Annotated in this window: 21 protein-coding genes and 3 pseudogenes; 18 read left to right on the top strand and 6 right to left on the bottom strand. The window is 43.9% G+C overall.

Going from position 1 to position 26745, the window contains the following annotated elements:
• Positions 1 to 77: 77 nt before the first annotated feature.
• From ACFQI7_RS32555 to ACFQI7_RS32540, 4 genes are read left to right on the top strand one after another with little or no spacing between them, the layout of a single operon-like run.
• On the top strand, positions 78 to 2117 hold the full coding sequence (locus tag ACFQI7_RS32555; protein ID WP_218103164.1) for a hypothetical protein: 2040 nt from the start codon (positions 78 to 80) through the stop codon (positions 2115 to 2117).
• A complete protein-coding gene (locus ACFQI7_RS32550; protein ID WP_218103163.1) occupies positions 2110 to 3084 on the top strand; it encodes a hypothetical protein in 975 nt (324 codons plus the stop codon). Before ACFQI7_RS32555 ends, ACFQI7_RS32550 begins: the two co-directional genes overlap by 8 nt.
• Before the next feature lie 17 nt (positions 3085 to 3101).
• A complete protein-coding gene (locus tag ACFQI7_RS32545; protein ID WP_218103162.1) occupies positions 3102 to 8795 on the top strand; it encodes a DEAD/DEAH box helicase in 5694 nt (1897 codons plus the stop codon).
• Positions 8758 to 9864: a RecB family exonuclease gene (locus ACFQI7_RS32540; protein WP_230415721.1), complete on the top strand. Its 1107-nt coding sequence runs from the start codon at positions 8758 to 8760 to the stop codon at positions 9862 to 9864. The genes ACFQI7_RS32545 and ACFQI7_RS32540 overlap by 38 nt, the downstream gene beginning before the upstream one ends.
• A 141-nt stretch (positions 9865 to 10005) precedes the next feature.
• Here the strand turns inward: ACFQI7_RS32540 and ACFQI7_RS32535 are convergent, their stop codons facing one another.
• Both ACFQI7_RS32535 and ACFQI7_RS32530 read right to left on the bottom strand, forming a co-directional pair.
• On the bottom strand, positions 10006 to 10938 hold the full coding sequence (locus ACFQI7_RS32535) for a NotI family restriction endonuclease (protein ID WP_218103160.1): 933 nt from the start codon (positions 10936 to 10938) through the stop codon (positions 10006 to 10008).
• Positions 10939 to 11182: 244 nt separating this feature from the next.
• Complete coding sequence (locus tag ACFQI7_RS32530; protein WP_218103159.1) at positions 11183 to 11431, bottom strand: helix-turn-helix domain-containing protein; 249 nt, start codon at positions 11429 to 11431, stop codon at positions 11183 to 11185.
• A gap of 466 nt (positions 11432 to 11897) precedes the next feature.
• On the opposite strand from ACFQI7_RS32530, the gene ACFQI7_RS32525 reads away from it, so the two are divergent.
• The 7 genes and pseudogenes from ACFQI7_RS32525 (at position 11898) to ACFQI7_RS32495 (ending at position 15046) form a co-directional block, all read left to right on the top strand.
• Complete coding sequence (locus ACFQI7_RS32525) at positions 11898 to 12794, top strand: phage antirepressor KilAC domain-containing protein (RefSeq protein WP_218103158.1); 897 nt, start codon at positions 11898 to 11900, stop codon at positions 12792 to 12794.
• Positions 12795 to 13039: 245 nt separating this feature from the next.
• Positions 13040 to 13159: pseudogene (locus ACFQI7_RS32520) on the top strand (nucleoside triphosphate pyrophosphohydrolase); the annotation flags it as partial.
• An 11-nt stretch (positions 13160 to 13170) separates the two neighbouring features.
• Entirely contained in the window at positions 13171 to 13377 is a 207-nt protein-coding gene (locus tag ACFQI7_RS32515; RefSeq protein ID WP_218103157.1) for a phospholipase D-like domain-containing protein, read from the top strand.
• Positions 13328 to 13498, top strand: a pseudogene (locus tag ACFQI7_RS32510) (RNA helicase); the annotation flags it as partial. The gene ACFQI7_RS32515 and the pseudogene ACFQI7_RS32510, both read left to right, overlap by 50 nt.
• A gap of 14 nt (positions 13499 to 13512) precedes the next feature.
• Entirely contained in the window at positions 13513 to 13989 is a 477-nt protein-coding gene (locus ACFQI7_RS32505) for a GIY-YIG nuclease family protein (protein ID WP_218103156.1), read from the top strand.
• Positions 13986 to 14615 carry a hypothetical protein gene (locus ACFQI7_RS32500; protein WP_218103155.1) on the top strand — a complete coding sequence of 210 codons (630 nt, stop codon included), beginning with the start codon at positions 13986 to 13988 and terminating at the stop codon, positions 14613 to 14615. Before ACFQI7_RS32505 ends, ACFQI7_RS32500 begins: the two co-directional genes overlap by 4 nt.
• A 2-nt stretch (positions 14616 to 14617) precedes the next feature.
• Positions 14618 to 15046 carry a DUF6884 domain-containing protein gene (locus ACFQI7_RS32495; protein WP_218103154.1) on the top strand — a complete coding sequence of 143 codons (429 nt, stop codon included), beginning with the start codon at positions 14618 to 14620 and terminating at the stop codon, positions 15044 to 15046.
• A gap of 24 nt (positions 15047 to 15070) precedes the next feature.
• On the opposite strand, the gene ACFQI7_RS32490 is transcribed toward ACFQI7_RS32495, so the two are convergent.
• From ACFQI7_RS32490 to ACFQI7_RS32480, 3 genes are read right to left on the bottom strand one after another with little or no spacing between them, the layout of a single operon-like run.
• Complete coding sequence (locus ACFQI7_RS32490) at positions 15071 to 16018, bottom strand: tyrosine-type recombinase/integrase (protein ID WP_218103153.1); 948 nt, start codon at positions 16016 to 16018, stop codon at positions 15071 to 15073.
• 18 nt (positions 16019 to 16036) lie between these two features.
• Entirely contained in the window at positions 16037 to 17143 is a 1107-nt protein-coding gene (locus ACFQI7_RS32485; RefSeq protein ID WP_218103152.1) for a tyrosine-type recombinase/integrase, read from the bottom strand.
• Positions 17144 to 17156: 13 nt separating this feature from the next.
• On the bottom strand, positions 17157 to 18608 hold the full coding sequence (locus ACFQI7_RS32480; protein WP_218103151.1) for a tyrosine-type recombinase/integrase: 1452 nt from the start codon (positions 18606 to 18608) through the stop codon (positions 17157 to 17159).
• Between ACFQI7_RS32480 and ACFQI7_RS32475 the strand changes: the two genes are divergently transcribed.
• The 4 genes from ACFQI7_RS32475 (at position 18600) to ACFQI7_RS32460 (ending at position 23617) form a co-directional block, all read left to right on the top strand.
• Positions 18600 to 21071: a helix-turn-helix domain-containing protein gene (locus tag ACFQI7_RS32475; RefSeq protein WP_218103150.1), complete on the top strand. Its 2472-nt coding sequence runs from the start codon at positions 18600 to 18602 to the stop codon at positions 21069 to 21071. The two genes, ACFQI7_RS32480 and ACFQI7_RS32475, sit on opposite strands and share 9 nt — an antisense overlap.
• 280 nt (positions 21072 to 21351) lie before the next feature.
• On the top strand, positions 21352 to 21966 hold the full coding sequence (gene plsY, locus ACFQI7_RS32470; protein WP_218103149.1) for a glycerol-3-phosphate 1-O-acyltransferase PlsY: 615 nt from the start codon (positions 21352 to 21354) through the stop codon (positions 21964 to 21966).
• A gap of 127 nt (positions 21967 to 22093) precedes the next feature.
• Positions 22094 to 22936 carry a tyrosine-type recombinase/integrase gene (locus tag ACFQI7_RS32465; protein ID WP_218103148.1) on the top strand — a complete coding sequence of 281 codons (843 nt, stop codon included), beginning with the start codon at positions 22094 to 22096 and terminating at the stop codon, positions 22934 to 22936.
• A 120-nt stretch (positions 22937 to 23056) separates the two neighbouring features.
• On the top strand, positions 23057 to 23617 hold the full coding sequence (locus tag ACFQI7_RS32460) for a GNAT family N-acetyltransferase (RefSeq protein ID WP_218103147.1): 561 nt from the start codon (positions 23057 to 23059) through the stop codon (positions 23615 to 23617).
• A gap of 15 nt (positions 23618 to 23632) precedes the next feature.
• Here the strand turns inward: ACFQI7_RS32460 and ACFQI7_RS32455 are convergent.
• Positions 23633 to 23782 (bottom strand): annotated as a pseudogene (locus ACFQI7_RS32455) (IS3 family transposase); the annotation flags it as partial.
• 454 nt (positions 23783 to 24236) lie between these two features.
• Here ACFQI7_RS32455 and ACFQI7_RS32450 point away from each other — a divergent pair.
• The 3 genes from ACFQI7_RS32450 to ACFQI7_RS32440 all read left to right on the top strand — a co-directional run bounded on the left by ACFQI7_RS32450 (position 24237) and on the right by ACFQI7_RS32440 (position 26325).
• Positions 24237 to 25439, top strand: a complete 1203-nt coding sequence (locus tag ACFQI7_RS32450; protein WP_218103146.1) for a bis-aminopropyl spermidine synthase family protein — start codon at positions 24237 to 24239, stop codon at positions 25437 to 25439.
• Entirely contained in the window at positions 25420 to 25710 is a 291-nt protein-coding gene (locus tag ACFQI7_RS32445; protein ID WP_230415719.1) for a hypothetical protein, read from the top strand. Before ACFQI7_RS32450 ends, ACFQI7_RS32445 begins: the two co-directional genes overlap by 20 nt.
• Before the next feature lie 171 nt (positions 25711 to 25881).
• Complete coding sequence (locus tag ACFQI7_RS32440) at positions 25882 to 26325, top strand: HAD-IIIC family phosphatase (RefSeq protein WP_230415717.1); 444 nt, start codon at positions 25882 to 25884, stop codon at positions 26323 to 26325.
• Positions 26326 to 26745 lie beyond the last annotated feature (420 nt).

The raw sequence follows: 26745 nt of genomic DNA, 5'->3' as shown, positions 1-26745 counted from the left end.
GTGGATGGCGCTTTATTGTCCACTATTTGCCGTATTGTATAAAAAGAACTGTCGTATCAATACAAGGGGTGCTTTAAATGTCATACATGCAATGGAATAAACTGATAGCCCAGCATTTTTTTCGTCCAGAAATGGCAGGCCGTGATGTTCTTTTGTTTGTGGATGAACAGCTTATTAATGAATTGGGAAAGAGTTTGGGGCAAGACATGCAGGGGTATATTTTATCAGTGATTGAGGGTCCATTTAAGGTCAAGTCTGATCCAGGCGTTAGCATTTGTCAAAAAGCTCTTAGGGTCTACGGAAATTGGCGGGATAGGGACCTGAAATATCCTCCTTATATTGCTTATTTAGCACTTTTTGTTCTTGCTGGATGTATAGATGACGGTAACTATTCCCCAATCGCTTATTACCCTAAATTACGAAAATTGCTTGGTGAAGAGGAAGCTCTTGGACAATACCCAAGATTCGATGATATGTATCGCATATGGCAGGACTTGGAGAAATGGACTAAAGAGGACAAGTTTGAAGAGTTCGGGCGTTTTACCGTGAAAACAAGGGGGAGATGGAGGCATGTCGGTCTGCCGTTATCCCAGTCCGTATTATCTGCAAAAGAGAAACGTTCACTTCCGTTATTTTTTCTTAAAGGAGGGCTAATTCCAACAAGTCCTCCTTATTTTAGCCAATTAAGAAACGTGTTGATCGAACATGGACAAACCAGCCTCTCGAGGAAAACACTAAGGCTTCTGTATGGGGAAGAGGAGAATAAGGAATTATTAATTGCTTTATTGGACCATGTTAAGGATGAGCTTATTCATTGGGATGGTTCCCTGCCAGAAGAGACTATGGAAGGTTCCGTTTTGGTCCGTTCTACTGCTATGCTATGTCTAGATCTCGATAAAATCCAGAAAAAAGTTAGTTTTAGCTTGCGTATAAAGGCGAATAATCCTTTTCCAGATGAATGTTTGCGGTTGCGTATAAGAGAGAAGAAGGGGGCCTTTACGTGCAAGGGTAGCATTCAAAATTGGTCAACTGAAGTAAAAGATGAACAAAACCAATCGATTAACATTAAGCATTTCGACTTTAGGCATACTGTCTTTCTTGAGGATTCGGAAAACGGGTGGACTGTCAAGTTCCCGGGCAATACAGTTCGTATATTCATGCGAGGCCAAAAATTAGGTTTGCCTAATGCATTTGTTGAAATCCATCAATTGGAGCGGGGCTCACAATTTCTGCTACTGTGCCATCAATCCGTTGTAGACGAAATAACAAAATGGGGAAAACAAGCATGCGATGATTTTGGGCCAATAGCATACGGTGGGCTTCCGACAGGTTGGTCATTGTTTCAAGGGGTAAACCCTAAATTGTCTTGTGAAGGTTTTGAAGTTTTGGCCTTATCATCTCAAATAAGTATTAGGCTCATTGGAGGCATTCGATTAGGATATGGTAACACATTTTTAAACTTGAGCCCACCAAATGTAATTGTCGAAAATCTAGAAGATAATGTGGTTATGAATATAAATGGCTTGGATCTTGCTTTTGATCAGGCACTTGAATGTTGGGTGTTGCCAAAATCACTTCCTACTAATGTACCACTAACTATACAAGCGAAAGGTTTACAAGCAGACCCAAAACAAATCGTTTTTAAACTTATTGAGCCTGCAATCAAAATTAAAAATTACGAGCATTACCTTAAAGAGACAAAATTAGAAATTGATAGCGAGGTACCCATGGCTATTGGGGGATATATCTATAATCAAAACAATTGCATCGAGAAATTTGAATTTGATATCCCAACACATCTTTCAAACGAAATAATTTTTATCGGAAGAGGGATCGGACAAATATGCCACTGGCTACGGAACTCACCGAAAAAAATAGCTTGGGGCCCTGTTTGGGCTATCGCAAAAGAAGGGCGTAAAAAGTGGAAATTATATTTTTGTGGAATAGAAAATTTGCAAAGCTGCGAGCCAGGGAATATAGCCGGAAACAATAAGGAGATTGAGCAATGGAAGGTAGCGATAAGGGGGATGGCAAAGGTAATAGAAAAACCTTCTTTTGAATTTGAGACAGTCGATAAATTATGGGATGACTATCTAGAGGTGGCGAAGAATGGCTAATGATATATTAGCAGCAATAAGTGCGATAGGCAGAGTGAAACAGGATAAAATGAAAGCTATTTACGATACGCTGATGCGGATCCATATGGGTGATGGTGAGGAATATATTCAGCCGCTTTCGGATATCCTCAGTTGGTTAGAAACATTAGGGCATTGTGAAATAGACTACAGGTTAAGGCAGATACTGGTATGCCCTCCTTCATTTCTTTTGCTCCCACATCCTGGTTTGCCAAAATTTGTATTGGTCGGCGGCAGAGATAAAAAACTCCTAGATCGGCTACAGCGAATCTCAGCGGCTAGGCCAGACCTTTTTCGGGTAACATTTGAGCCCCACCCAGAAAACGATAATCCTCTATTTCCTCCAGCAGTGTATGTTTTATCTACAAATAAAAATTATGTTTTACAACTGGCAGAAAAATTAGGGATCGAATGTAGCATAGATGCACCTGCTGCTTGGAAACTCCTATTATTTTCGCCAAGTCTTAGGGATATTAAAGATTCACTTTTATATTTTCAAGCTACTGAACCGAATTGGAAACACAGCTCGTTCTGCCATGAGAGGCTGCGGTTTTCCCAAGATACAAGCACTTCTCCTACTAAGCTGGTGGCGTATACTAATCCAATTAACCAGCAGCAGAAAATATTGATATGGAATAATGATACCGCTGCAGAGGTAGATAAAAACTGGGGGAGATACCTCGTCTTAGGCAGGCATAAATGCCATATCTTGCTTTATGACGAGCGCAAACAAAAAATGGCTGTTCCTATTACCGTTCCACTGCCAAAATACTTAGCGAGGGCAATCGCCCTTTGTTCGGGGGTGGCTCCACGTAAAAAAGAGCTGCACCAACAAATAGGTGTTTTGAAAAAAGGAATTACGTTGTTGATATATGAAAAAGTTCCCCAGGGCATGGCCCACCAGCTTGGAAGAAAGTTAGGACAAACATTGCAAGAAGCAAATTTATAATGCTGGAGGAAATTACAATGACAAATCCAATTCTTGCATTTGAAGATATTCGAAATAATTTTATCCGTTATATACAAACAGCTTTTGGCACTAGGTACCCGGCAATTGAACTTGAAAGGCAAGAATTGCTGCTAAAACCAGGTGTATTAGCCCAAGAACCATTTATTGAACCACTGCCAAGATACAAAAGCTCAAAAATGAGAGTTGCAGAGCTAACTGCTAAAGAATTGCCTGGATTCAGTGATCAGGAAGTCAAGCTGTTTCAACAGTTTGCTTCCTGTGGGCTTTTTAATCCGAGTCTACCTTTGTATGTTCATCAAGCGCGTATGCTAGAGACAGCCCTCTCAGGAAAGAATTGTGTCATTACTTCAGGAACTGGTTCTGGCAAAACTGAGTCATTTTTACTGCCACTTTTCGCTTACTTGGCAAAAGAAGCTACCAAGTGGGATGAAGCTAAAGTTCCGGATATACATTTAAATGATTGGTGGAAAAACAAAGAATGGCACGATAAATGCAATCCCAAATCCGGAAAAAGGCATCGCATGGAAAAATCTTATCGTGTATCACAGCGTGGGCATGAACTAAGGCAGCCGGGCGTCCGTGCTATGATACTTTATCCTATGAATGCACTGGTTGAAGACCAGTTAACCAGGCTGCGAAAAGCGCTAGATTCCCAGCAAGCCCGAGAATTTTTTGAAACCTACTTGAAGGGAAATAAGATTTACTTTGGACGTTATAATGGATTGACGCCTGTAGCGGGTCATGAGTACAAAAAAACGGGTAATCCGAATACCGAGAAAGTAAAAGATTTAGCTAGCCTTTTGGAAAAAATGGAGCAAACGAGCATAGAGGCCGACAAATATGCGAAAGCAACTGGCAAAAAGGAGATCCCCTTCTTTTTCCCTAAGCTGGATGGCTCTGAGATGAGGTCGCGCTGGGATATGCAAGATGCGCCTCCCGATATCTTAATTACCAACTACTCAATGTTAAGCATAATGATGATGCGGGAAGTCGATAATGGGATTTTTGAGCATACAAAAAAGTGGCTTAGCCAAAGTAATGACAATATATTTCATCTCATTGTTGATGAATTGCACTTATATCGAGGTACGTCAGGTGCAGAGGTCTCCTACTTACTTAAGTTATTGCTACATCGTTTGGGTCTTTCTCCAGACCACCCACAGCTTCGAATTTTAGCATCTAGTGCTTCATTAGAGCCAGACGATGCACATAGCCGGGAGTTTCTTCAAGATTTTTTTGGGTTGTCTGGTGAAGCGTTTGAAATTATAACCGGTACTCCGGAACAATTGCCTATGAAAACAGAAACCATAATTCCCTGGGAACCATTTGCCCAATTCCAAAAGAATTATGAATTTGCCCCTAGTGAGTCGATTGATTCTTTGATCCAGTCGTTAGGTTATAATGGCGACGACACTGGATTAAAGGCACTAAAGGATGCTCTTGAGTCGCCTGACATGCAGTTAAGTAACCTCATGCTTAGAGCTTGCACGGTTAATGAAAAAAATAAAATAAGGGCGGTGTCCGTCGATACATTTGGTGAAATGTTATTTGGTACGACTGTTGGGGCAGATGAAAGGAAATTGGCACTTACTGGGCTATTCACCGCACGTGAACTCTGCGACACGCTTGGCTCAAACAGCAGCCTTCCATCTTTTCGATTCCATTGGTTTATGCGCAACATAGAGGGGCTATGGGCATCTACCCAAAAAGAAGATGAAAAGCTGCCAGTTGGAAAATTGTTTCCTCGTCCGGATATTGTAGATGCCTATGGCAAACGGATATTGGAACTTTTATATTGCGAACAATGCGGAACTGTCTATTTTGGAGGTAACCGTTTAAAGCTGCAAAACGGTGACTTGGAAATGCTAGTTACCTCTCCAGATATTGAAGGAATTCCAGACCGGAATAAGAGAAACATGGTAGGCCATAGAAGTTACATTGAGTATGCTATCTTCTGGCCTTCTGGTATCGAGGAGGTCAAGAAAGATGCGGTTACATGGAAACAGCCACAACCAAGGGATGAAAAGGACACCGCGGCAGCAGAATGGAGGCAAGCATCTCTCAGTACTGCCACAGGCCGGATTAGCTTTTCGCATGAAGATGCAAATGAAGACCCGGCTGGATACGTAAGAGGATACCTTTTCGTACTTAATGGTATCGAAGAGTCAAAGGAAAATGAGTTTAAAGCACTTCCTTCTGTATGCCCTTGTTGTAGTGCAGATTACACAAAGCGTAAAATGAAAAGCCCTATTCGTGGCTTCCGTACAGGTTTTTCAAAGGTCAGCCAAATCCTTTCAAAAGATCTGTTCCATCAACTTTCTAGTGATGTTGAGAAAAAGTTAGTTATTTTTTCCGATAGCCGTGAAGACGCCGCTCAAATTTCTAATGGGGTAGAGCGGAACCATTATAAAGATCTGCTCCGCGAAATTGTATTAAGTGAGTTGCAACTATCCGCTATTGGAGAGGGGCAACTGCTTGACCACCTAGAAACAGGTATAACGCTTACACCACTTGCCAAGGAATATTTACGCGATTTTCCAGACGCGGAGAATAAAATTAAAGAATATCTGGAGCTGACAAACGTAGAACCTCCCGCGGCTTACCGTAGATTTTATGAAGAGACCTTAGAAAAACTTAACGCCATCCGAAGGAAGAGGGAGACTCAGCTCGTCCCATGTAAAGAGCTTTTCCAGTCAACTTTAGAAGGGGATATTGGAAGGCTGATTTCCCGGTTTATTGGGCTAGGTGTAAACCCTGCTGGCAATGACATCGAGTACCAGACGTTTTATTGGGGGAGCAGAAAGCACCGTTGGACTGTGCTGTTCAACTTTGAAAATAAAACGTGGGCTGAGGATTTACCCCCTGAAGCTGGTGCTGCAAAAAACAAAATCATAGCAAAGGTAAGGCAAGAATTATGCGATTTGTTCTTTAGCCGCTTATATTTTAGCTTTGAATCGTCAGGGCTTGGCTATCCTACTTTGCATTGGGATGAATCCTTTAGTGAAGCTGTAATTAGTGAAGTGGCCCTTGATCCAGAAATTTTTAAACAGCTATGCGACTCGGCTATCCGTATTCTTGGGGATTTATATCGCCATGAAGGTTCTGATTTTCCTAATAACCATTGGTTGGAGTTTGATAATGCATGGAGTATATTTAAAGATTATGTTTATGCTGTTTGCAAAAAAGTAGGGGTATCTTCAAGTCGGTCTGAACTCATCGGCCAGAAATTGCTCCACACGATAATTAAGGCAGGGCACGAGGGTGCTGTACTATTAACAGACAAGCTCGGTATAAAAGTTGCTTCGCCGGCAGATCCATACTGGTTATGCCCAAATTGCAAGCGACCGCATCTTCACCCATCTTCTGGGGTTTGTACCAATTGCCATTCAGATTTACCGGTTGATCCGTATGGTAAATGTGAAGCTTTGATGGAAACAAACTATTTAGCGAATATGGTTACGAACGACCGTAAGCCGATTCGATTGCACGCAGAGGAACTTACAGCCCAGACAGATGACCAAGCAGAGCGTCAGAGGCTGTTCCGGGGAGTGCTGCTTGATGTGGATGGAAATCAAACTGTCCAGCAAGTAGATGAAATCGATATACTTAGCGTTACAACAACTATGGAAGTTGGAGTGGATATCGGGAATTTGCAATCTGTTATGCTGGCAAACATGCCGCCCATGCGGTTTAATTACCAACAACGTGTCGGGCGTGCAGGAAGGCGGGGTCAAGCGTTTTCGTTTGTCTTAACACTTTGCAGAGGCGGTCGAAGCCACGACGACCATTACTTTGCGAATCCCAGCTCAATAACCGGGGATCCACCACCGGTCCCTTTTATTACTGCCAACCAGCCGCCTATCATTAAAAGGTTACTGGCTAAAGAGTGTTTGAGGCAAGCTTTTATTGCTATTGGTGTCCGCTGGTGGGATGGACCCGAAAGCCCGCCAGATACCCATGGAGAGTTTGGGCTAAAAGATGACTGGGGACAATATAGGGATAAGATTTCCGGCTGGCTTCAAAGTAATAGTTCAAATATACAAAAGGTTATTCGAGCCGTTCTTCCTTTTTGGGAGCATACAGATGAATGCATTTCAAACTATTTAAGCTACATCCAATCAGAACTAATCCTGGAAATTGAAAAGTGCACCTTAAATTCAGAACTAATTGGGGAAGGCCTTGCCGAATGCTTAGCGGAGGGCGCCAAATTGCCGATGTTTGGCATGCCATCACGAACGAGACTCTTGTATCACGGCTTTGATGACAAGACTCGGGCTCCCTTAACAATCGATAGGGATATTGAGCTTGCAATAAGTGAATTTGCACCGGGTGCACAAAAAACTAAAAATAAAGCAGTCCATACTGCTATTGGTTTCACTGCTCCGCTGCTTAATGTCCAAAATAATTGGAGGCCATCTCAAAATAATCCGCTTTCGCAGCGTTACAAAATCGCTCATTGTGATGATTGCGGCTATATGCGGGTAGATCAGGAAATTGATCATTGTGCGAATTGTGGGGAATCTTTAGGCAGTAAGTTTAGAGTTTATGAGGTTGCAGTACCACTTGCATTTCGAACTGACTATTCGCAGGGACAAAATGCTAAGGAAGAGGAATGGGCTGCCTCTGGGGCCCCTTCAAGCATTGCGGAAGGAAAGCCTGCTGATTTCTTTACGGTTGAGAAGTCAAATACTCAAATTTACCTAAGTGGTGAAGGGCGCGTTTGGAGAATCAACGATAACGGGAAACAATTGTTCCAAGGTGGACTTGTAACTACGAATAAGACCAAGGCGCCTAATGGCGCAATCTGGAATGCGCCGCAAATGGAATGGCAATGGGTATTAGAAGATTTTAAGTATACTACTGATCAATTTTACTCAAAAATTGAGTCACTTGGCATCGCTGCTGCAAAAACTACAGATTTACTCAGAATAAGGCCTAACGAAACAACCCTTGGGTTAAATCTAGACCCATCCAGTGTAACATCGCGAGCAGCCCTTATCTCAGCTGGTTTCTTACTCAGGTCGATAGTGGCTGAGCGGCTGGATATAGACGCCGATGAGATTGAATTATGCCAGTATTTAAGATCAAAGGTCTGCGATGGAACTTACGTAGGAGAAATAATACTCAGTGACCGTTTGCCCAATGGGGCAGGCTTTGTCCGCTGGCTCGAGGGTAATTGGGATAGTGTCATGAAAGATATTTTTTCACCTAGCGCTAGACATTCGTTTATGCAATATTTAACGGGCACCGAACATGTTTGTAACTCGGCTTGTTATAGCTGCTTAATGAATTATCGGAATATGCCTTACCATGGGTTGCTAGATTGGAGGCTTGGGCTAGCATATTTAAGAACCATGTACTCAAGTAGCTATAAGTGTGGTCTCGATGGTGATTTTTCGTATGAAGAACTCAAGGAATGGTCCTTATTAGCCCAAAAACTATCCAGACAGTTTGGATCGTACTTCAATTATGAGCCAGTACAATTTGGTGAGATTCCGGGTTTACGTTCTGATGGTCAGAATTTGCTTATTGTGCACCCTTTATGGTCTACAGAAAATCCCCAGGGCATTTTAGTGGATGCCATCGTTAAAGCTGGAGGTAATCCAGGCTATATCGATACTTTTAACTTGCTTCGGCGACCTGGCTGGTGTCATGAACAACTGGGAGCGGAAGATAATACATGGTGGTAGAATGCTAGTAAAACTGACCGATTTACAAACGTTAGATAAGGTTACACCAAGCCGGTATCTTAATTTATCCCAATGCAAGTTGCGAGGGGTATTATCCTCATTAGGCATACCAGGTTTGCTTCCAGTTTCTCCAAATGCATATTTCGGAATAGCCGCTCATCGGCTTTTAGAGAGGGCTAGCAAAGGAATGGTTTCAAACCAGGAAAATTTAGATAATACCTGGAATTTATGTGTTGCCGAAGTGGATGAAGAATTAGCTAGCAGCCTTCTAACAAGTCACCTTGTCCCTTTAAGTACCCACGTAAAACAATATGAACTTAAGAAGAGGTTACTGTTAAATACAGCAGCCTTTCTTATACCTTCATTTAGTGGAGAATATAACCGACAGCTCAGCGGCAACGAACGTTGGATTGAAACGCCTGACCGTAAGGTGGGTGGATATGCAGATAAGATTGTGCAAACTGCAGCCGGTTATGAGATCATAGATTATAAGACAGGTGAAGTTATAGGGAGGAATGGGATAAAGGCAGAGTACAGCATTCAGCTTATGCTCTATGCGGGGATATTGTATGAATGTTCAGGTGAGTGGCCCGCGGCACTAAAAATTATTGATGTGAAGGGAAATAGCTACACTATTGGATTTGATAAGAATGAGTGTATTCAGCTACTATCTAAGGCGAGGATCCTTCTTCTTGAAGTCAACGAGATTATAGCAGCCACCAAGAGTTTAGAGGAAAAACAACAATTGTTGGCAACCCCAACCCCTGAAAACTGCCGATATTGTAGTTATAGGCCGGCCTGTTTACAGTACTGGAACAAAAAGAAACAAACCCCCGGAGCCCAATGGCCGCATGATATTACTGGAACATATACAGACAATATAGCTTTAGGAAACGGCACACATATGTTAAGGCTTGAGTTTAATAATATAGTTTATAAAATAAGGGGATGGCAGCTCGAGAGACACCAAGTTGTCCCTAATGAAAAGTATGCGATTTACAATTTAAGTAAGGACAAGGCCGAAAATTGTTATTCAGAAACAATGCTTACTACACTTTATAATTGTTAAACTAATAATCGAGTAGCACTTCAGCTTTGTTGGTTAGCTCGAATTTATATCGTAAACTGGGTGTAATTAAAGGCATGGTATAAGTGCGTTTAATAAAAGGAAGAGGGTGGGGTTATTAGTCCCCCGCCCTTTTCCTCTATTTTATATACTATCCACTCCATCACGAGGAATGAGGATGCTATCTCCAACCAAATTAATAAAATTACCTGAAAATGCATCGAGACTTGGTTCGCCTTGGTTTATCAAAGCTTGGACGAAGGTTTGATAGTTTGTGAATAATAATCGATTAGGGTCAACATTATAAGGTATTATTCCTGGAGTAACTAGATTCCGGTTATCCTCGGAGAAACCTATAAGTGCTAGTGTCCAGTTGAAAGTTCGCAAATTAGGTAGATTTGCATCAGCCAACTTCGTCATTAGGTAATCAAATAGAGGCGCTCCAACACAAAAGACTATACCGTAACCTTTCCATGTTTGCATAGCAATATTGCCTTTTACTATGAATTGTTCTTGTTGTCTTCGCCATGCGTTTGTTTCTATTGTGTGGGCACCTACGGCAGTTCTTAATGATTCATTGGTCCTATTCGGAAGTCTTTCCCACATTTTTACATGGTCAGTAATTCTTCCTGTTTGAGAGGTTTCTCCTCCGCCTTGCATTTCAAGAACAAAACGGTCTGGACCAGAATAAGGGCTTTTTCCGGTTTTCAAAGTCATAATATAGTCAGCGTTATACTCGGTTCCATCGTTAACAGTAAGCCGTACTTCACGTCGGACACAAACGTCTTCCGGTTGAATAGTTGGGCTAAAAACAGTTTGGGCTATCTGTAGAAGCATTTTAGATTGGTACTGGTTGAGGGGGACATTTTTTGTAGCGCACAGCCGATGTTCGCATGTAATCCAGACAGTGCCATCGCTTTTCCTTACAGAACATACAGGTTTCAAACCTTTTTTAACTTTACTGCAATGGCTATTCATGAAGGGACAGGGAACAATAGTTTTATCCTCAACTGGTTCTATTTGTTCAACTTCTACATCAGTTCTTCTTCCTAAATACTCAGCGACACTTACAGGCAAATTGTATCCCCTCTTCTATGATATAATCGTTTCAGTGAGGCATTTTAACAGTTCTAGATCTCGATATATCCGTCTCGTTTTGTTGGTTTCAACAAGTAACAAAGTCCAAACAAAGAGAGCAAACTACTAGAGTAAAACACGTGAGGTTGGGCTTTTTCTAAAGTCCTTATTAGATATAGAACTTTCCCAGATTAATTTGTACATCTGCCGCGCTTAATTCTCCTTCTTTTAACGCCCCTCTTTACTAAGGTTCTCTTCCTGTTATATCAGTTGCCAATTCCAATTCGACCATCTTTATCATGTCCGATGGAGCGGCATCTAATGACTTCGCTAAAGCAAAAATCGTATTAATTGTAGGACGGCGCTTGCCACGCTCAAGCAAACTAATATAAGTTCGATCAAGATTGCTGCGAAAGGCTAGTTCTTCCTGACTTAACCCTTTTCCTTCTCTAAATTTTCTTAAATGCCTTCCAAAAACGACCTCGATGCTCAATAGATCCAACTCCTTGAGGTCATTATTTGTGTTTTTGAGACGGATGGTCTACGGACTATAGTCATAAAAAAAGTAGCACGTTAAAATGTACTATAATCATCGTAAATATTTCATATGGTGCTCTTTGGGGGTAAATGTAAATGCGAAATCAGGCTTATGAAATATTATCGTATTGTTCGCCTGAAATCGGACGATTTAATTTGCAGGAATTCGCGGGCTTCGGAGGCTGAACGAAGGTGAAAGTGGAACCATGATCCATAGATGTGTGGAAGTAGTTTATTTATTGGGTATTTGGGATTGAGATTACGGAGTGAAAATGTTATTAAATCTTCTTATGTCGAGCAGATCGAGAAGACTTTTTTTTGATTTGTAATTAATATACATTTGGTTATTGATAATACCGATATTACGATATAGTGACCTAGTACTAAAGTCACATATGTTTAACAGGAAGGAATGTAACCTCATGTCTACATCTAAATACATATCTACATCGGTATTGGCCAAAGAACTGAAAATCTCGGCAAAAGAATTATTTCAAAAGCTCTTAGAAAAGGGACTGATTAATCGGGAGAATGATAATTGGACTCTAACGGATTTAGGAAAAGAAGCCGGGGGCGTAATGAAAACGCATCCCCAGTATGGGACCTATATCACGTGGTATGAAGATAACAAGGAACTGCTACTGGCTCTGGAAGATGAAGAAGAGGACAAGCTAGTCAATACTACCGCTTTAAGCAAGCATTTTAATATTTCGAAGTTTAGAATGAACCCGATTTTATCCGAGCTTGGTATGATCCAAAAAGATGTCAAGGGCTGGATATTAACCAAGCTTGGTGAGAGTTTAGGCGGTAAGCAATTTGAATATGTACGAACTGGGATACCTTATGTTTGTTGGAATGAAAGTATATTAACAAATAAGCGTCTGCTGGAAACGATTCAAAGTGTTCAAGGAGTAAGTAATGGTGAAGAAAAAGAGGCAGAGATCAAATCCTCCTCACCAGTAAGTTTTCGTGATAAGTTCGAGGCGAAGCATCGGACCGCGGATGGACACTATGTCCGTTCCCGAGCGGAAATGCTCATCGATAACTGGCTTTATATGTCCGAGATCGTCCATGCTTACGAAAGAAGGCTGCCTATTGAAGAGGAGGTATACTGCGATTTTTATTTGCCGGTTGGTAAGGTTTATATCGAATATTGGGGAATGGAAAACGACGAAAAATACGTAGAACGAAAAAAAGTAAAGTTAGATATTTATAATAAGTATGGTTTTAAGTTGATCGAACTTGAAGATGCGGATATTCAGAATCTGGATGATATTTTGCCGAAAAAACTTTTAAAGTTTGGTATTCAAGCTTATTAACATAGTATTAATAATGAAAAGGATGTATGAGCAATGCGTGAACGGAAATTTTCTTTTGTACCCGTACCATAATGAGATTGTTAAACCTAGCGGAAGTTGTTTGGAGTTCTGGCATTTGGAAGACTTGCCAGAGAAGCGGCTTCAAGTTTTCTCCGTGAATTACGAGGATGAGGCCCAGGTTGAAGCAGAACTTCGTGTATACCAAAGGGGACTTTTGAAACGAAAAAATCTAAGGAGCAAATCCCATGCCAACATATAATAAACTCGTCCGGGACCGAATCCCTGAGATAATCAATAATCGTGGTGCATCGTGCAACACTCGTATTCTAGACGAAACAGAGTACATGGCCGAGCTACGTACCAAGGGCTACTCATTGTGGGTTCATCTAATTTATCCAAATCGGCGTTTCGAATGGGTGTCGAGTGGAATTTGGCAATGAACGCCGAAGCCGAGCCCTATACATTCCAAGTGGCGTTGGACAAGTTTATGAATTACTTTTATGACGAGTGTACGGTTTCTCTGAATGAGCAGGCCGATGACCAAGTGGAGTGGGAGCTCCAAAGGACTTATTTCATTTCATGACGATCTATTTGAGCTCAATCTTGATGTTTTGCCTGAGGACCTAGAAGTGCTGCATGCATGGACTAAGGAAATTTGCTTATATCGATTGCATGTTCATTTTGAACGGCGCGGCGAAAAATAGGAGATAGTATCCAAATGCAAACTAAAAAAGAAATGATTGATCAATGGCTCACTCTATATCATCTTAGAACGGTTCAATTTCCACCTTTAGGTACATTGCTTGAAAACAAGTTTGTGATTGAGGATATGGAGAAACTCCTGGAACATCAAAGTTTTTCTGACTCTATATACGTGTTGCGTATGAAAACAAATGATGGGTTCATCCCCATCTATATCGGACGTAGTAATTCTCCCGTTAGCCGGTGGAAGTCGCATTTAGATGGTTTAAAGAAAGGGAAAGCACTCTATAAAAGATGGAGGCACCTATTACTTGATTCAAGTGATTGTCTAAAGCAGACTCTTGAATTAATTATAATTTTGGATCGTGAAATTACAGCGCCACCTATACCTTCATTTCCTTGCACAATTGGCTCCGTGGAGTACCAGCTGGTCAGTTTAGCTTCTGATGCATATCCTGATTTTTTATTGAATCATGAGGGGAATCGTAGATGATTGATCTTACATCATGGTTTCGTTCTAACTCAGGGCATTCACTTACACCGTTATTTGAAACCATTGACGGACTCCAAGTTGAGACCAAAATTAAGACAGTGAAGGATAAAGAGCGGCGTCTGCTTAAACGGTCAAAATTGATGGAAAACGCAGTGATTGAAACTATAGAATCTAATCTCTCCGATCCTCAATGGGAAGGAATCATTTATGTCATGGGGAGAGAAAAGGGCGCTGACATCATTCCCTTATACATCGGCAAGGCGGATAAAAAAGGCATCAAGCACGACATCAGTGCCAATATCCGCAACATCCGACGCAACCAGCACATGTTCGCCAGATGGGGAGATGGGCTCGCCTATCATATAGGTGATTTGAGCCAGGCTCTTTTTGGTTTTGGGGGTTACCAGAAGCCGCAACAAAAATATAAACGTTGGGCTGAGGCACTGTTTCAATCGTATGATCCGCCGATTTTAAAGAGCCCCATTTGTTTCTATATCACTCCTTGGTTTGAGGGGCAGCTTGGGTTGTCTGGTTTACCTTGTTCATTGCCAGCGGTTGAAAAAGAAATAATCGCTATCGCTTCAGCTCAGTTTGGCGAAACTCTTCTCAACAAGGATGGAATTTAAAGATGGGGAAAATTGCACTTATTAGTTGCACCAAGCTCAAAGAAGCGTTTCCTTGTACCGCTCGTCAGATGTACTGGAGATCTGCATTGTTTTCTAAAGTCGTTACGTTTGTGGAAAAACAAGATTATTCAGAGTGGTACATATTGTCGGCTAAATATGGTCTTCTTTCTAAAGATCAACTTATTGAACCGTATGACGTGACGCTAAACAATATGAAAGTAGCTGAGCGTAAGACCTGGGCGATGAATACGGCACAACAAATAGTAGAGTTAGGGGCCTCTTCCGTAGATTTTTACGCTGGACAGAAATATCGAGAGTTTATTATCCCCATGTTACGAGAGAATAAAATATCGTTTGCCATTTCGCTAGAAGGGCTTGGTATAGGAGAACAGTTACAATATCTATCTAGACAGACCTCTCAAGTATTATAGGGGGGCTGGCTTATTACCAGCCTTTTATTCACGACTAGGTGTGATTACTTCAAGAATCTTAGCCAGATCGATAAGCGGGGGAACATAAAGTAAGGTTGTTGCTAAGTCTTTATGCCCTAGTTGGCGTTGAATATCAATGGGATTAGAACCCCCAATTTGCATGAGATATCCCGTCGTCCTTCGAAGGTCATGTGGTCGTACGATTCGGGTCAACCCCGCCTCTTTAGAACATTTTTTTAATATTTTTGCTACTTTCTTATAGGGAAACTGCTCCCCATTATCATGAAATAGAAACTCATCACCCTGGTTCGCCCCATTCTGATAGTGGGGATGATCAATGTAACGCGCGATCTCGTTTGCCAAATCTTCCGAAATAGCAACAGGACGAGTAGTTGTCTTATAACCTTCGCTAACATATACAATTCTGGTGTCCAGATTTAACTTAGAACGACGAAGACATCGAACCTCCGAAATGCGAAGACCTGTAAGGATCATAAACCAGATCAAGACGAACTCCTGTCTGTAAAAGGGGTCACGTTTAATCGCAGCTCTAAGTAACAGTTTACACTCTTCCATCGATAAAGCTGTATTTTGAACGGTTTTTTCATATTTAGGAGTAGGAATACCAAGCATTGGGTTAACCGAGATCAGATCCATATCAAAGAGGAACCCGAAAAAATGTTTTAACCCTGTTATGGTGGCAGACAACAAGCTTTCGGTCATTCGCTCTTGATTTGATAAATATTGGAAAAAACGATCAATGACCGATCGTTTTATCGGAAGGGATCGGTCAGAATGGTCGCGGCTCGCATGAAACCGGTCAAAATGTAGTTCCCCCTGAAAGCCTTCCTGTAAAAGGAAAGCCTCAAACCGTCCGAGCGCATTAACGTACTTTCGCTTGGTACTATTACTTAACGAAAAGTGGGTACTCCAAAATTGAACATATTGAGACTGAAGCAGAAAACCTTTCATGCATGCTCCTCCTAGTTTTTACAGGTCAACAACTTTAATTTGGGCGAGGGGATGTTTGTCAATGGCAGACAACAACATACTGTCAAAAAGCTTCAAATACACTTCGGTTGAACTTAACCAAGCATGCCGCATAAGTTCTTTGATGGTATAGATATTAACGCCAGACTCAAGCAAATACAGGGCAAACGAATGCCGAAGCGAATGTACCGACAGCTGATAAGGTTTTTTATCGCTCGTGGGAATCGTTGTTGCTTCAGCGATTAACGCCGCAAACATCTTTTGTACCGTACTTTCATGAAGGGGGGTTAGTCCCTTGTCATCGGAGAAGATATATCGTTCACTGTAGTCAGGTACATGTTCAATCCCACCGTAACGGAATTTTACATACGAAGATAACGTGTCAAAGGATGATCTTGTCATCTTGCTTGGTTGTTTATAGCCTTTTTTTCCTTTTCCGCGAACCATAATTTCTTGGCGAGTGGAATTAAGATCACCTACTTGTAGGCCACATAATTCAGTTAACCGGATCCCAGATCCTAAAAATGACCATAAAATTGTGAAATTGCGATGAGCTTCCCGTCCTAACCGAGCGAGGCATAGGAGTTCGTCCAACTGCTCCTTTGTAAATGCTCGAGGCTCACGATTTTGCTCGACTTTATTGGAAAGCGTTCGTTTTAATTTTTCGATATTACTGTTCCAAAAGTGTTCATACGTTTCAGAAAGAAAGCTTTTTAAAAATGCTGCTTTTTTATTTCGGGTATTTAATTTCTTGACGGGCGCTAAATATTCCATTAAGAAGATTGCAGATGAAACATCCTTGATGGAAGGGTTGGGACCCTTATGTTGGTGGCCGTACCGTATAAACATGTCCATTTCGTAGCGGTACGCTTGTTGAGAGGAGGTCTGTAGACTCTGAAAAGCGTCGCTGCAAAAGTAGTGTGCTACGGCATCTTCCATAAGCACATGGGCAAGTTGTTTATCCTGCTCAAGAATGGAGCTAGGAGGGATAATATGCTGTTTATGTAGCACTTCTTGAAACGCAAAGGGACCAAATTGTTCAACAAGTTCAGCGAGCCCCTTTTCTAGGGTGACCTGGCTTTGTACGGCATCATCAAAAATAGGCATTGTATAATCCCCCCTATTTGTCGTATTTAAGTAAATTGATTTGGTTCGTTAAATATTGGTTTTGTTGACCCAAATGCATATATAAACTGACCGTATCCAGTTTTGCTACTCGAGCCAAATCCTTAAGGGTTTGTGGAAGAATGCTCCTTCCAGCAAGTCGTGTAATAAAGATGTGACGGAAAAAGTGGACTCCACCTGGAAAGGGCCAGCCGGCAATCAAGGAGTACCATTTAAACTTTCGGTAGAGCTGATTAGCAATCGAAGCGGGGCTTTTTCCTAGGACTAGCTCATGACGTGACTGCCCGTTTCCGGCTTGAAGTAAACAATCGTACAGTCTACCCACGAGCGGGAGAGTATGACTCCGTTTTCCTTTACTGTGGATCATAATCGTACGAACCCCCAAATTGATATCCCCCCAAGTCACCTTGGCGGCTTCAGATAAGCGTAGCCCGAGCTCTAATAGAAGCCGATATCCAATCTGTTCACGAACCGGGTCCTCTGCATATAGATCCACCGCCTGAAAGAAGTGCTCGATTTGCTCATCAGGGGGTATTTCCCTCGCTTTGTAACGGGGGGCTTTGATAGCTCGAAAACGCCGAAGCGGAGGGGTGTGTCCGAACTGTTTCTGCAAGTAATAAAAAAAAGATCGAATCGCTGAAATCCGATGACAAAAAGTAATGGGACTATAGATACCAGCCTTTACTTGTTTGTGTTTATATGATCGGAAGGCGAGCAAGTGTTCATTTGTAATCTGAAATATAGCGATTGTTTGAGGGGACTGCCCTTCAAATTCACGAATATTTCCACAGAGCCATGTGAGCAGCTCGCGAACGTTGGCAATGCAATGCCTGATGTATTCATGAGAATAACCCTTTTGCTGCAGGTGTAGTTGATACTGCTGCAGTTTCGGATGAACTTCGATCACTGAACGTGTGGAAGGTACACTTGTTGTTGGCTCCATAATCTGTAGGTCTTTTAAATATTGAACGAGATTTTGATTCACAGAGGGGCGTAATGTCCGCTGAAGGAGGCGGTTATGGATATCCGGATCAAGAAGGAGTTCATCCGTAACTTGCATTGGATGAATCTGGTGCATCTTGGCTATATGACGGATTAGGTTCATGACAGAGGCATACTTATTATAAAAAGTAGATGTAGCATATTGAACAGATGGGGCCAAGTACTCTCGTAAATGTCTAGATCTAATCTCAGCCACCACCTTATTGTCCCAAATCCATCGGTTGATGCCTGCTGGACCAGGGCGATGTTCAGGAGTAACATAAACGCCTTGAAGTTTACTGGCATACAGCATTTCTTCCACCTTCTCACGAGTGATCTTTCTAATATCATGATCGTCACTCACAGGGGGAAAAATACCTGAAAAGTCAAGAATCTTTTCGGCAAAATAAAGATTCGTCGCCTGAGGCAGCGTCTCAGGGCGAACGGCAAGCCAAAGTTGAGACAAAGCGATCTGGCGAGAAGCATCGGTGTAGATACGAGAACAATCCAGCAGTGGGAGATCGGGGAGCGGCTGCCTAGCGCGCATAATTTACAAAAGCTTATCCAGGTGCTGCTAGACGAGGAGATCTGGTTGGCGGGATTGGAGAAGGAAGAGGCGAAGAAGCTATGGGAGACGGTCGGTTATTTTCACGATCAGCGATCAGGACACGCTCGCCTATATCCGGTCTTTGACGAGAAGTGGTTTGATGGTGTTCTTGCTGCAGCAGGGTCATCCCGGTACGAGCCTCTTCCGGATATCCCAGCAAGACAACAGGAGCGGGCGACAAGAAGAATGCCTACCAATATCCAGGCTCGGTCATTCGTACTCATAGGCCGCCGTCAAGAAATCAAGGGAATTTCAGAAGTCCTTGCGAACGCACCGTTAGTTACGCTGGTGGGACCTGGAGGGTGTGGGAAAACACGTCTGGCCTGTCAAATAGCTACCGAGCTGCTGTCGGGCTATTCTGACGGGGTCTGGCTCGTCGAGCTGGCCACGGTACAGGAATCGGATGAGATGGGGCCGATCCGGGTATTGGCTTCTCTATTGGGAGCAAGGGAACGACAGGGATATACACTAGTGGATGTGATTAGCGACAATCTAAGAGATAAGCAAATGCTCTTCGTGCTCGACAATTGCGAGCATTTGTTGGAAGCGAGTGCCGAGCTCGCCGAACTGCTTCTGTCGGCGTCCTCTTCTATAACCGTGCTGGCGACAAGCCGAGAGCCTCTCGGCCTGATGGAGGAGAGGGCATGGAGCGTACCGCCGCTTGCTTACCCCGACTCTGAAGATACCGCGGCATCGATGGCACTGGAGTCGGTCATGTCGTTCGAGGCCGTACAATTGTTCGTAGAGCGGGCGAGGATGGCCGACACTCGTTTCACGGTCAGTCAGGACGATATCTCGTATCTTGTAAGGATTTGCGAGCGTCTGCAAGGAATTCCGTTGTCGCTCGAGCTTGCCGCTTCGCGTATCAATTTCTTGAGCCTGCGGGAAATCGAGGAGCGGTTGTCCGACATGCTCGTGCTGCTCTCTTCTGGCAAGAGGAAGGGGGCCATCCGCCATCAGTCGCTCTACGCTACCGTGGCTTGGAGCTATGAACTGCTTTCGGAGAAGGAGCGGTCGATGCTACAGCAACTGAGCGTATTCTCCGGCTACTTCGATCTGGAGGCCGTGGAGGCGATCTGCGGCAACTGCGTGGAGAAAGCCGCTACCGGGGGAGCGGAGCCAAGAATTTGCCGGGAGGAAGCGCTTGATCTGGTAGCAAGTCTTGTTAATAAATCTTTAATCGCAACGGCTGATACTACGCGCCAAGGGGGCAAACGCAGATTGTTTTTGCATGAGTCGATCAGACAATTCGCGGCGGGGGCTTGGTTGAAGGATGGCAACAAGGTCGGGAATACTTCTATTCGATATTATCATGCGGCGTATTACCGGGGATTAACGAAACAGGCGGGGGCGCGATTCCGAAGTGTCGACCGGGAAGATGCGTTATCAGTCATACGCCAAGGGTACTCCGACATCATCGCCGCCCTAGATTGGAGCTGTTCCCGGGTTGAAGCAAAACCTATCGCCTTGTCTATCGCTTCCGACATGTACTATTATTGGCTTCACTCTGGGGTGCTTCATGAGGGGATCGCCCGTCTCCGGCAGGTGATCCAGTCGTGTGAAGACCATGCGGCCCATCCGGATTATGCCAAACTATCGCACGGACTCGGTGTCTTGCTGTGGGTTCTCGGAGATTCGATACAGGCGCGAAGTTATGCGCGAATGAGCATGGAAGGGGCTAAGGAACTGGGAGACGCCATTCTGTTGGCGTCCAATCTGCGGCTGCTGGCCCAGATCGCTCTTCATCACGGAGAGCTAAGCGAGGCTGAAGGGTATGCGACAACGGGCGTGCAACTGGTCCGTGATCAATGCGATCAGTGGCAATTGGCTTCCGCTCTAAGCGCTCTGGGGAATCTGCACTATGTGTGCGGGGACTTCGAGCAAGCGGAGCGAGTCTTATCGGAGAGCGCGGTCCTGTTCGAGAAGGTGAAGGATTATTGGGAACTGTCGGTACCACTTCGAACTTTGGGTTACATGGCGTTGCACATGCGAGAGGTCGATAGCGCGGTAGAGCTGTTTAGAAGGAGTATCGCTGCCTTCCAGCGTTATCAAGGCGAATGGTTCCTCGCACGTGGTTTGGAGGGTCTCGCCAGCTCGCTGTGCTTTAAGGGGGAGTGGACTAAGGCAGCCGTTCTTCTAGGTGCGTCTGAGAGTATGCGAGAAAAGCTCGGCATCCCCATACATCCTCGTTACCGGGACATATACGATCGAACGATGGAAACACTCGAGAGGGAGTGCGAGCCGGAACTTCGTCTGGAAGCATGGAATAGAGGCCGAGGGATGATACGTGAGCAAATTATTGTCTGTGCGCTGGAAGGGTAGAGTTACGCGGCAAGGCCAGCCGCAGGTCGCAAACGGACTATCTGCACGCACGTTAAAGTTGTAGTGAAAAATCGGGTCTATTTTGCCTGGTATTCAACGGTAATATAAGGGTGGCGGGATACGACGAAGAGTTTGGCCGCTCAACTAACGGATACGATATCTCAATAAGAAAAATGCGGCTGCCGGTGTGGATCGGCAGCCGCGTTGCGCTAATGGGCAGGATAGCGTGGTGTCGGTGAAGAAGATAAATCGTAATAAATAATTGCAAGGGTGAAGAGTCATGATTGATATCTTAAAGCTTTTTGTGGCCTTAGCTTTGGGCTACCTATTAGGTAGCCTTAATACAGCGGTGATTGTAGGGAAAATATACGGCAAGGACATAAGAAGCCATGGGAGCAAAAGCGCCGGGCTTACCAATACTCTTAGGGTACTTGGGAAATCTGCCGCGGTGTTTGTTCTTGCGGGAGATATATTAAAAGGGATAATTGCCTGTTTTATAGGTTTGTTCCTTGGCGTTTACTTTTATTCGGGAGATTGCGTAAGCCTTTTAGCGGCAGGCGCAGGAGCGGTTATAGGGCATAACTGGCCGGTATATTTTGGGTTTAAAGGGGGCAAGGGAGCACTTACAGCAGTGGCTGTGCTGTTTATGGTTGACTGGGGTATGGCCCTTTTATGCCTTGGCTTTTTTGTGATAATAGTAGCTTCGACCCGTTATGTTTCTTTAGGCACAATAAGTGCTACAATGCTTTTTGCGGCTATTTCATTTATTCCTGTTTTTGGGCATACCTTATATTTTTATATATTTGCGTGCCTAATGGCGTTTACGGTTATTTTTAGGCATACGGGAAATATAAAAAGACTGCTTTCAGGAACAGAAAGTAAACTTATTCTTTGAACTATTTTATATGTGCCAAAGAAGATGATTGGGTTAAGCTAACGGAAACGCTAGACTAATAAGAACAGTCTAAAACCTGCCATAAGAAGCAAACTAGATTTAATAGCTCTTATGGGAGGTTTTATTTATGATTTTAAGTGAGTTATGGCGACTGTATGAAGCTGATAAACGTATCCAGGGGTTCAGTCCGAATACATTGAAAGCATACGCCCTACAGCTCAAGATGCTGGTAAGAGAACTTGGAGACCTGGATATTTCCGAGATTACTTTGAACTTGTTGAAGGAATGCTTGGCAAAGCAGTCCGATCGGTTGAAACCCAGCAGCTTGGGACATCGCATACGTTTTGTTCGTTCCCTATTCCGCTTTGCTTATGAAGAAACATACTTAACATCAAATCCTTCCTTGATGTTACGTGAACCCAAAATGGAAAAGCGTATTCCTAAGTTTTTGATCGAGGAGGATGTCATTCACTTGAAAATCTCTTGTCAGTCTCTGAGAGAGAGGGCTCTTCTAGAGTTTCTCTACAGTACCGGCTGCCGGGTTGGAGAGGTGGAGAAGTTAAACATCGAAGACCTGAATTGGGAGAACTGCTCCGCAATTGTAAATGGCAAGGGATCAAAACAAAGAGAAGTTTACTTTACAACCGAGTGTAAAGTTTGGTTGAAGAAGTATCTCGCGAGCCGCGAGGACTCCTGCAAGGCCCTATTTGTAACCGATACAAATCCAACAAGAAGGATGGCTATTCCGACGATCAGGTGGGCATTAAAACGGCTTGCTGATCGTGGAGAGCTCAAAGCAAATGTATATCCTCATCGCTTTCGTCATACCTACGCGTGCCAGCTCCTAGATAACGGAGCACCATTAGATTTTATTCAAGGCATGTTGGGGCATGAAAAAGCATCAACCACTCTGATTTACGCCCAACTGCGCGGGGAACGCCGGCGAGAACTCTACCGTCGTTACTTTTAGGTTCGTAGCGGCGTGTGTCTTATTGAAGCCACCGTTCAACTAAAGGGCAGGATAGTTGAAGGGAAATTGAGAAATCTTGGCGAAATTAACTATTAAATATCTGGTCCAAGGAGAAGTTTTATGATTGAAATACGTTGGGCTCAACTGGATGATATTCAGGAGTTAGGTTTTGTCCACTCTGAGGCTTACCGCAATGCTTATCAAGGAATAATCCCGGATGAGTACCTTAATCAAGTTACCCCCAAAGTTAGGGAGGAATATTTTTATAGAGCTCTTACACAAGGGGAAGAGCGTGTAGCTATTGCGGTTATTGATAAAAAAACTGTAGGTTGCATGGTGTTAAAATCCTGTAGTGACGATGATTTACAAAGCCACAGCGGAGAAATAGCTGCAATTTATCTGCTTAAAAAGCATAGAGGCATTGGTCTTGGAGAGATGCTCCTAAAATGGGGTATTGAAAAACTAAAAGCCATTGGATGCACAAAAGTAGTAGTCTGGGTGTTAAGGGAAAACCTAAATGCCATCCGTTTTTATGAAAGGCAAGGCTTTGTTCGTGATGGAGCAGAGAGGCTAATAAACAGAGGTAAAGAACTAATTCAGTTTAGATATATCTGGAGCATTAAAAAAATGGAGCGGATTAACCCCCTGAGTTTGGACACAAGCTCACTCTTACTCATCTAGGCTTAGTTTTTCAAGTTATACACGTACTTCTTTAATTGGGATCGGTTTAATCCGGTTCTGCTCGTAGAATTGGTTTGGTGACATATCCCGAATACTTGAATGGATTCGCCGCTCGTTATAGAATCGAATGAATTCGGTGACTGCTTCGTAGGCTTCGCTGTAAGACTGAAAATCGTATCGTCATGCCGATACGCTGACCGATTTGACTATAGAATTCGCGTGTAGTAATATAAAGGCAACTTTTACTAAGGGGAGATTTTGATGTCGGCGGTAGTTCTTAACTAATCAAATTCCATACTTGAGGTCTTCAACTGTCCTAAGGACCCATTGCTGAAATAAGCAGGGTTTGTTTTATTGTGGGCATTTGAAGGTTTCGGAATTAGTTAAGAACAGCGGATATAATCACAGCCTTAGGGCTGCCTATTATCATTCACCACACATCCGTGCTGTGTTCAGCGCGGATTTTTTTTGCGGTGTTTATTTAGGCGGTTTCGAAAAAGGGCAGGGATGACGTATGTTCATTCCTGCCCTTTTTCTATCTTCATTACAGGAGTGATGACATGTCGAAACGGATGATTCAAAAGAAGGACAAATGGATGAACATTTTAGGAGGGATTGGGTGAGAACGTATATTGAACAAGCCAGTCAGCATATTCGGCTACAAGAAGGAACACAGGTCATAGAGCAGTTGCTCCTTGAGTGCTATCTGAAACCAGGCATTTCTACGAAAGAGTTGGCACGCAAAACGTTGCTGCCGACCCCTGTAGCTGCAGCGGTCAAACGGGAATTGATTAAAGCGGGGGCGCTTGTGCAGGAGCGTGGCGCCCGCTGCACGTCTGCAGGATCGGCGTGGATCGAGCAGAAATGGGGATACCGTGGGCTAAATCGTTCGCTTTATCTCGATTTGATTGATGAGACAAAATGGAGCGAGGGGCTCAAGGATGTATTGGACATATTGGAGGAACTGTTTCCGCTGAGACCGTCTGTGGATGTTCAGGTTGATCAATCCAAATGTACGCCGGAAACTAGTCTGCATCGGGCTATTCTGTGTTTGAAGCAGCATGGGTTGATCGGCAAGAAGATTTTATGTGTTGGCGATGATGACCTGGTGAGTGTGTCTATTGGTTTGCTATTGAAGCGTTTATTTCCAATCGGTGGGCATACCGCTACACGTGTGGATGTACTGGATATTGACGAACGATTCTTGCGGTATATTGAGACAATTGCCGAGGAGCGGGGACTGCCGATTCAATGCCGCCGGTTGGATTTAAGAGAACCGCTGCCTGAGAACCTGCATCGGCAGTATGATTGTTTCTTCACGGATCCCCCCTATACGCTCCAGGGAATGAGTCTGTTCGTATCCCGCGGTATTCAGGCATTGAAGCAGGAGAAAGGCCTGCCGATTTTTCTGTCCTTTGCCCATAAATCGCCGGCGTTCACGCTGGCCATGCAGCGGGAATTTATCCGCATGGGGCTGACGGTCAGCGCTAATTTTCCACGATTCAACGCCTACGAAGGTGCAGAAATAATCGCCAACCGGAGCCAGATGTTCATCCTGCGGACAACGGATCAGACGAAGCCGGAATATCCCGGGAAATTCACAGACGCCTTGTACACAGGCGAAGTGAAACAAACACTCCGTACATACCGCTGCAAGCAGTGCTCAAGAGATGTGTGTGTCGGCATACAAGGAGAGGTTCCAACCATCGAGCAGCTTAAAAATCAAGGATGTACGGGTTGCGGCCACGATACATTTGATATGGTAGCCAAAAAAACGGTATCTCAAGAAAGGAGCGCTGAGAATGATCATACGACAGATTGAAGCACATGATTTGGCGGAAATCGCGAAATGGGAACGGGAGATTTCCAAGATTTCCTTTGGCGAAGAAGCCATTACGGACTTGGCTTTTCACTTGCGTAAACTGGAGAAGGCCATGATTCGCGAACGGTCCGGGATGATGGTATTGGATATAGACGGCTGCGCAGCAGGATGGATGTGGATGAGTTTCAGGGTAAATTCCGTTACGCAGGATGCTTACTTGCAGTTCAGGAGTTTCTACATAATGAACCCTTTCGCGGTACAGCAGGCGTAGAAGCACTGTTCGAGGCGGGAATGTTATTCGCCAAGCAACAAGAAGCCCGCAGGATCGTAGGCCATGTCCATGTCCATAATATTCCAATGCGTGCCTTATATAAAAAATACGGCTTCACCTCCACGCATCTGACGATGGAATATAGCGGATACGGCAGCGCAGGGGGTAATCATGATTAAATGCTTGATATGGGATCTTGATGATACGTTATGGCAGGGCACCTTATCTGAAGATGAACACGTTGTGCTGCGTCCGGGCGTCCAAGAGGTGTTGCTTACACTTGATCAGAGAGGTATTCTACAGAGTATTGCCAGTCGGAACGACCCGGATCGGGCATTGCAAAAACTGGTTGCGTTGGGAATCGATCATTTTTTCCTGTATCCGCAATTTGGTTGGGGGTCCAAAGCAACCAGCATTCGAAATATCGCTCAGGAGATGAACATTGGCATTGATTCGCTCGCATTTATCGATGACAATCCGTATGAACGGTATGAAGTGAGTACGTACCTACCGAACATTAATGTTTACGAGCCAGTGCCGCGGCGGGACTTCCTGACCTTCCTGAATTTAAGGCCGCTTTCTCGGGGGAGGCATCCGGACGCCGTCAACACATGATGATGCGATGGGCGAGTCAGACTGCCGAGCAGCGATTTATGATAACATCGTATTCACGCTTCGGGGCATTCGCCTCTCGGTCCGCGAGATGCCATTGGCAGGGAAGCTGGCATCGTGGCATTTGTTCCTCGGGATTGAACTCCCTAGGTACGATTAAGTTTTCTCACGAATGCTCGCTAATTCGCAGGATTTCTCCCCTTGTAATGAGGAATGAAATTTCAGGAAAGTGACCCGCTATAGACTTTGGCAACATGAATGCGTACGTAAATAAAGGGGGGAGGTTCTCGCCCCAGATATTTCCATTTACTGCACGCATTCTCCACGTCACCCTCGGAGGTTTTCACTCCCATGTCTCAACGGGTCCAAGCCCTTTCATTCCTTCGTTACACCTGTCCAAGGGGTGGAGGCCGGTCTTGCTAA

Origin of the sequence: Paenibacillus allorhizosphaerae, from assembly GCF_042659105.1 — a bacterium.
Classification (GTDB): domain Bacteria; phylum Bacillota; class Bacilli; order Paenibacillales; family NBRC-103111; genus Paenibacillus_G; species Paenibacillus_G allorhizosphaerae.
Note: the sequence above shows the minus strand (reverse complement) of the source record. Positions and strands in the feature narration are given on the sequence as shown.

Bases quoted from the DNA above. Each gene is read 5' to 3' on its own strand.
- ACFQI7_RS32555 (WP_218103164.1), top strand. From the start codon at position 78: ATGTCATACATGCAATGGAATAAACTGATAGCCCAGCATTTTTTTCGT.
- ACFQI7_RS32550 (WP_218103163.1), top strand. From the start codon at position 2,110: ATGGCTAATGATATATTAGCAGCAATAAGTGCGATAGGCAGAGTGAAA.
- ACFQI7_RS32545 (WP_218103162.1), top strand. From the start codon at position 3,102: ATGACAAATCCAATTCTTGCATTTGAAGATATTCGAAATAATTTTATC.
- ACFQI7_RS32540 (WP_230415721.1), top strand. From the start codon at position 8,758: ATGAACAACTGGGAGCGGAAGATAATACATGGTGGTAGAATGCTAGTA.
- ACFQI7_RS32525 (WP_218103158.1), top strand. From the start codon at position 11,898: ATGTCTACATCTAAATACATATCTACATCGGTATTGGCCAAAGAACTG.
- ACFQI7_RS32505 (WP_218103156.1), top strand. From the start codon at position 13,513: ATGCAAACTAAAAAAGAAATGATTGATCAATGGCTCACTCTATATCAT.
- ACFQI7_RS32500 (WP_218103155.1), top strand. From the start codon at position 13,986: ATGATTGATCTTACATCATGGTTTCGTTCTAACTCAGGGCATTCACTT.
- ACFQI7_RS32495 (WP_218103154.1), top strand. From the start codon at position 14,618: ATGGGGAAAATTGCACTTATTAGTTGCACCAAGCTCAAAGAAGCGTTT.
- ACFQI7_RS32490 (WP_218103153.1), bottom strand. From the start codon at position 16,018: ATGAAAGGTTTTCTGCTTCAGTCTCAATATGTTCAATTTTGGAGTACC.
- ACFQI7_RS32485 (WP_218103152.1), bottom strand. From the start codon at position 17,143: ATGCCTATTTTTGATGATGCCGTACAAAGCCAGGTCACCCTAGAAAAG.
- plsY (WP_218103149.1), top strand. From the start codon at position 21,352: ATGATTGATATCTTAAAGCTTTTTGTGGCCTTAGCTTTGGGCTACCTA.
- ACFQI7_RS32465 (WP_218103148.1), top strand. From the start codon at position 22,094: ATGATTTTAAGTGAGTTATGGCGACTGTATGAAGCTGATAAACGTATC.
- ACFQI7_RS32460 (WP_218103147.1), top strand. From the start codon at position 23,057: ATGATTGAAATACGTTGGGCTCAACTGGATGATATTCAGGAGTTAGGT.
- ACFQI7_RS32445 (WP_230415719.1), top strand. From the start codon at position 25,420: ATGATCATACGACAGATTGAAGCACATGATTTGGCGGAAATCGCGAAA.
- ACFQI7_RS32440 (WP_230415717.1), top strand. From the start codon at position 25,882: ATGATTAAATGCTTGATATGGGATCTTGATGATACGTTATGGCAGGGC.